We start from the raw sequence: 1,657 nt of genomic DNA on the forward strand, positions 1-1,657 counted from the left end.
ACCCCAGGCCATGCCTTCGGGAACATTGGTGCCGCCATCGGGCTTCATCAGGTCGATCGCGGCCTTGATCGCGGTAAGCCCAGTGGTAACGCTGACATCGGTCAGCGGCGTGATCGGGTTGGTGGAGCAGCTGTAGTTCGGCCCGTTGCCGGCGGCCAGCGCCGGCGCATTGATCGGCCTCGGTTGGAAATATTTGGACATGTTGCGCAGCCGGGATTGGCCGGTGCTGCTCGTCGGGTCGTCATTCCACCAGCTGTTGATGGCGCCATAGGTCGTCGGCGCGGCCTCGTCGGGATCCTGGGTGAGCCTCCAATGGTTGCCGGGTTCGTCCGGGGCGAACATCGGCACAAACATCGTCGCCGGATCGCCGACCCCTATGCCGGTGTTCGCCGAGCCGCCGGAAGGCGCCGCGTCGTTGACATTGTAGGGATAAGGCCTGGCCTCGACGCAGCCCTGCCAACTGGCGAACGGGCCATAGGTGTCGATGTAGTCGTATTCGTCGTGGTCGCGTTTGCAGGTGTTGTTCGGGTTGTATTCGTCGCACACCACGCGCTTGCTGTTGACGACACGCTCATGGTTGGTGACGACCTTCATGTCGCGATAGAGCGAAAACCGGGTCAGCATCTGGCCTTCGTCGGTTCCCCATCCGGTGCCGCGCTTGTACCAGATGCCGTTGGTCTGCTGGGCGTATTTGTCGGCTGCGTTCAGCGTCGACCAGTCGAAATTCTCGTTCGATACCGGCGACAATCCTTCGGTATCCATCCAGGGCGCATTGCCGTTGCCGGGCCCGACATTGACCGAGGCGGCAAACGGCACGAGGCCGAACTGCACCGGCCTGTCGACCTGCTTGATCATCGCCGCCTGCTGGGCCAGCGTGTCGACCAGCTGTTTTGCCGCGGTCTTGAGAAGGTCGATGCGCGTTTGCCCCGAGCCCGTTCCGGTCTTGGTCATCGACCCGGAATTGTCGAGTACCAGGGCGACTTCAAGAGTGTTCTTCAGCCGCACTTCCGAGGTGATGTTGAAGCTGATCCTCTGGTTGGCGTCGGTTTCGGATTTGCCGACGAGCTGGCCGAAGACCGGATAGAAATAGGGCTTGTAGTCCAGCCGCGCGGTCATCTTGAGCAAGCCGCCGCCGGTGGTGTTGCTTGGCAAGGTGACGGTGAGCGTCGTATTGGCGGGATTGATCTTGTTGAGGTTGGCATTGAAGAAGTCGAGCGCATAGGCCCTCAACTGGTCGTCGGTGGCACCCTCCGTCAGCCGGCGCGCCGTGGCGAAGTTTGCGGCATCGAGCGCGTTCGAAACCGCCTGTTTTTCGCGGCTCATCTCGGTGAAGTCGACGGCCATTGCCAGGGCGCCCATCAGCGGAACCATAGCGACGACCGTCATAAGAGCATAGTTGCCGCGTTGGTCGCGGCAGAACTGACGCCAAAGTCCATGCATGTCTTGGAGCGGCCCCCGCCGGCGGATTCTCGATCGACGCCAGCTTTCCACAAAACGCTGAAGGCCGGGTTTGGCAAATCGCTCTATTGCCGGGTCAGCACTTCACCAACCGCTAACCAATCGTGCCTGGCGAAAGCTGGTGACAGGCCGGAATGGTTCGGCTAATCCGAACCGGCTGCGGCGAACCGTCTGTCGTGGCGGTCGCAACGATCATGTC

General features: G+C 61.6%; 1 protein-coding gene. It reads right to left on the minus strand.

Annotated features, from left to right (window positions below):
• On the minus strand, positions 1-1,440 hold a 1,440-nt coding region (locus EOA22_RS32815; protein WP_206521423.1), incomplete at its 3' end, for a TadE/TadG family type IV pilus assembly protein.
• Positions 1,441-1,657: the final 217 nt, after the last annotated feature.

This window comes from Mesorhizobium sp. M7A.F.Ca.US.014.04.1.1, assembly GCF_003998745.1.
Classification (GTDB): domain Bacteria; phylum Pseudomonadota; class Alphaproteobacteria; order Rhizobiales; family Rhizobiaceae; genus Mesorhizobium; species Mesorhizobium ciceri.